This is a genomic window from Xenorhabdus miraniensis (genome assembly GCF_002632615.1).
Window position 1 is genome coordinate 1 of record NZ_NITZ01000129.1, and the last position, 373, is coordinate 373.

1 protein-coding gene is annotated in these 373 nt (G+C 60.6%); it reads left to right on the forward strand.

All coding sequences use genetic code 11. The annotated features are described in order from the left end of the window. A partial coding sequence (locus Xmir_RS22410; protein ID WP_279627229.1) for an RHS repeat domain-containing protein occupies positions 1 to 373 on the forward strand: 373 nt, incomplete at both ends.

The window sequence follows — 373 nt, forward strand, 5'->3', positions numbered from 1 at the left end:
GCTGTACAGCATCCGCCATCTGGTGTTTGACGGCTGGCAATTGCTGGCGCAACAGGTGCAGTTTTTCACCCTGAACCCGGAAAACCGCCATGAACTGCTGGCCGGAGATATACAGACGCAGTATGCGGTGTGTGCCCCGACGGGCGAGCTGCTGGCGCTGTTTGATGCCGCCGGGCACCGGGTCTGGCGCCAGCCGCCACACAGCCTGTACGGGCTGCGCCTCGGTGTGCCGGGGGAAAATGCCGAACTGAACCCGGGATTAAAATTCGCCGGGCAGTGGCTGGATGAGGAGAGCGGGCTGGTCTACAATCGGTTTCGGTATTTTTTGCCTGTTGCGGGTGTGTACCTGACACCGGATCCCATTGGGCTAATG